The sequence below is a fragment of the Streptomyces sp. NP-1717 genome (assembly GCF_022695985.1).
GTDB lineage: Bacteria > Actinomycetota > Actinomycetes > Streptomycetales > Streptomycetaceae > Streptomyces.
In genome coordinates this window covers 1-3,632 of sequence record NZ_JAAPBF010000382.1, presented here as the reverse complement: position 1 = coordinate 3,632, position 3,632 = coordinate 1, and the positions used below count along the sequence as shown (strand labels likewise).

General features: G+C 72.8%; 3 protein-coding genes and 1 pseudogene. 2 read left to right on the top strand and 2 right to left on the bottom strand.

All coding sequences use genetic code 11. From position 1 onward, the window contains the following. The first annotated feature begins 155 nt into the window (after nucleotides 1–155). Entirely contained in the window at nucleotides 156–989 is an 834-nt protein-coding gene (locus GXP76_RS34635) for a M23 family metallopeptidase (protein ID WP_374363679.1), read from the top strand. Between the two features lie 87 nt (nucleotides 990–1,076). Here the strand turns inward: GXP76_RS34635 and GXP76_RS34630 are convergent, their stop codons facing one another. Further along, the gene (locus tag GXP76_RS34630) at nucleotides 1,077–1,559 is read right to left on the bottom strand and encodes a DUF456 domain-containing protein (protein ID WP_242575581.1); all 483 of its coding nucleotides are present in this window, start codon (nucleotides 1,557–1,559) and stop codon (nucleotides 1,077–1,079) included. Between the two features lie 63 nt (nucleotides 1,560–1,622). Continuing rightward, entirely contained in the window at nucleotides 1,623–2,624 is a 1,002-nt protein-coding gene (locus GXP76_RS34625) for a helix-turn-helix domain-containing protein (RefSeq protein WP_242575580.1), read from the bottom strand. A gap of 479 nt (nucleotides 2,625–3,103) precedes the next feature. Here GXP76_RS34625 and GXP76_RS34620 point away from each other — a divergent pair. After that, a pseudogene (locus GXP76_RS34620) lies at nucleotides 3,104–3,632 on the top strand (hypothetical protein); the annotation flags it as partial.

The window sequence follows — 3,632 nt, the reverse complement described above, 5'->3', positions numbered from 1 at the left end:
GAGCGCCGACTTGTCAGGAGCAAGACATTTCATCTCCGACGAAACGCGCTGCCCAGTCGTTGTGGGACGGTGCGCCCGTCGCTACTTTTGCCGGGTCTCGCAGCGGTCGCGGCCCGCCCGCCGATCGGCTGCTTCCCCCACACCCGGGAGCATTCGTGACCCGTCTCAGACGCCTATCGACCACATTCGCCGGTACGCTCCTCGTACTAGTCGGGTTGCTGACGGTACCCGCTGGAGCGGCCGAAGCGGCCGAAGCGGGCACCTCCGACACGGCGGCCGCTGCGGCGGGCCCCAACTTCAAGGCGCCCTACCCGTGCGGACAGCGCTGGACCTACAGCCACCACTCCGCCGAGGTCCGCCGCGCGCTGGACTTCGTACGCGCCGACGGCGGCACCACCAACGGCACTCCGGCCCTCGCGTCGGCCGCCGGCACGGCGACCCGGCACAGCCAGCCGAGCGGCGCCGGCAACTACATCTCCATCGACCACGGCGGCGGCTGGAAGACGTACTACTTCCACCTCGGCGCCTTCTCGGTGGCCAGCGGACAGTTCGTCAACCAGGGTCAGCAGATCGGCACCACCGGCTCCAGCGGCAACTCCTCCGGCCCCCATCTGCACTACGAGCAGCTGCTCAACGGCGTCGGTCAGAACATCGTCATCAACGGCGGCGGCCTGCCCTACCCCGGCAGCTACAACCAGCACTTCCTCACCAGTGACAACGGCTGCGGCGGCGGAGGCGGCGGTACCCCCTTCACCACCTGGGGCACCGGCGTCAGTGTCCGCGCCGACGCCCGGCTGAGCGCCGCCGTGGTCACCCGGCTGGCCGGTCCCACGAACGTCCACGTCATGTGCCAGAAGCAGGGCGACACCGTGAACGCCGAGGGATACAGCAACAACTGGTGGAGCAAGCTGCGCGACCAGGGCGGCTTCATGTCGAACATCTACATCGACCACCCGGCGGCCCAACTCCCCGGCGTGCCGATCTGCTGACCGGCACGTCCGCACGACGCACACCCGCGGGAGCGGGACCGGCGGCCCGGGAGGGAGGACCCCACCCGGGCCGCCGGCGCGCCGCCCTCAGCCCCAGACCAGCACCCCCAGCCAGGTACCCGCCACCAGCAGGCAGCAGAACAGCTCGACCAGCACCGGGACGCCCGCCGAACGCATCACCGCACGGGTCGACGCCCAGCCGTCCCGGTGGCTGCCCAGCCGTACCCGTTCGACGGCGTAGATCCCCCCGACGAAGGCCGGCGCCGTGCCCACCACCGGCACCACGAAGAAGCCCACGATCCCGGCCAGCCCGCCGGCCAGCAGCGTGCGCCGGCGGGTCCCGGTCTCGCGCGTCCGGCGGGACGGCAGCAGGGGTCTGAGCGCCTGGTCGAGCAGCAGCAGCGCCGTGGCCGCGATCAGCACCGCCCAGGCCGTGGCCGTGGTGTCACTCAGCGCCCACCAGAGCACGGCGGCCCAGACGATGGCGGGCCCCGGCACCCCGGGAATCAGCACGCCGAGGACGCCCAGCAGCATGACCAGACCCACCAGCACGAGCTGCCACACGTCCATCTGCCAAGAGTGCAGGATCCCGGTCGCGGTGGCACGCGGGCGATCCCTCCCCGCCCCGTACCCTCACTCCCGCGGGCCGCGGGCCACCCAGCCCTTCTCGTACGCGTGCCAGCCCAGCTGGAGCCGCGTCGTCACGCCCGCCAGCTCCATCAGGCCCTTCACCCGGCGCTGCACCGTCCGCAGCCCCAGATCGAGCTGCTTGGCGACACTCGCGTCCGTCATCCCGGCGAGCAGCAGCGACAGCACCTCCAGATCGGTTTCGCCGGGCCCCTCGACCGCGTCCTCCACGACCGCCGACCCGTCCCCGCCCGGGACCAGCCGCAGCGGCAGCGCGTCCCGCCACACCGCCTCGAAGAGCCCCGACAGCGACTCCAGCAGCCCGCTCGCGTGGACGACCAGGGCCGCGGGCTCCGCGTCGCCGCCCGTCAACGGCACCATCGCCAGGGCGCTGTCGGCGATCACCAGCTTGGTCGGTACCCGGTCGACGACCCTCACCTGTTCGTCACGGCCGAGCGCCGCCGACAGCTCGGTGATCCCGTCGGGCAGCGACAGCACCTCGCGCTCGATCACCACGCGGTAGCGGACGCCGCGCGTCACCACCCGCTCCTCGGACTCGTTGTCGATCCCCGTCACCACCACCGGCCTGCCGGTGACCAGCGCCCGGATCTCCTCCGTCGCCCCGAGCTGGAGCTGGTGGAAACGGTGCGCCACCGCGCTCGCGCCCGTCACCACCTCGACCAGGTCGTGCACGGCGGGACCCGCCGACTCGGCGCGGTACTCCTCCGCCAGCAGTACGGCGGCCAGCTCGGCCCGCTCCAGCTCGTGCCGCTGCTGGGTGAGCAGCGCGCCCAGCGCCACGGCGGGCGGCGCGGCCACCCAGCGCCCGGTGCGGGCCGACGACTGCGCGGCCAGCCCCTGCTGCTCCAGCCGGCGCAGCGCGCGCTCGGTGTCCTGCTCGGGCATCGCGAGCCGATGCGCCAGATCGGCCGCCTCGGCGGCGCCCAGCGCCACCAGCGCGCGATACGCCGATTCCTGTCTCTCGTCGAGACCTATCGCTCCCAGCACCCCTGCACCCCTCCCCGGACGGACGTTTCAAACCCGGCGGGGTGTGGCGGATACCGGCCACGGCGTAAACCCGCCGCGCACATCATCCCCGTATCACGCGTCACTCTGCCAATGTGGCGACATTGCCGGATCGGCAGACCTCAGGGATATGCCCCCGTTGCGCCGGTTGCGTTCCCGCCCCCGTACGGCGGACCTCGTATGCCGGATAAGCTGACTACCCGGACGTTCCAGCCGAACCCCGACGAGTCGCTACGATTCGAATCGGCGTACGGTCGACACCATGGCCGGTCTCCGGCCCCGAATCCTGGTCGGCGCACCTGGTGCGCTCCGGCCTGCCGAACGTCCGCCGGGCGTCCTTCCCGTGGGGGGTGGGGTCGCCCGGCGGACTTGGGCCGCGCACTCGCGGCGTCATCCGGCCACGTCTCTTATTTTTCGTGGTGTCCCGTTTTCTGATGCCTCGTGCGGTCGACAATAGGAGCATGAGCCAGCAGGGGGACCGGCCCGCCACCACCGACGACTGGTGGGGTCGGCTGTACGACGAGTCCGCGCCGGACACCGGTCCGGCCGGGGCGCCGGACGACACGATCGACGACCGTTTCGACTCGGCTGCGGACACGCTCGGCGCCGGTGGCGCGGCGGACACGACGACGCGAGCGGGGTACGGGCACGCGGTCGACGCGATCGGTGTGGACGACGAGGACGACGGCGACGAGGACGAGGACCCGGACGTGGGGGCAGCCACGGGCAGCGGCCCCCTCTCGCGGTCGCGCGCCTGGTGGGAGGAGCGCGGCGTCCACCCGGTGATCCAGCAGCCCGCGCCCGCTCCCGTGTCACCGCCCACGATCCTCGACACGCCCTCCGGACCCCCGGTACCGCCGCCCGCGCAGGCTCCGGTGCCCGCGCTCAGCCCCGTCGCGCCGGCCCCTCTCACGCCCCGGCCCCGGGCGCCGTGGGAGCCGCCGCGCGCGGCTTTCGATCCCGGCGACCCGAGACCGCTGCCGGGCGCCG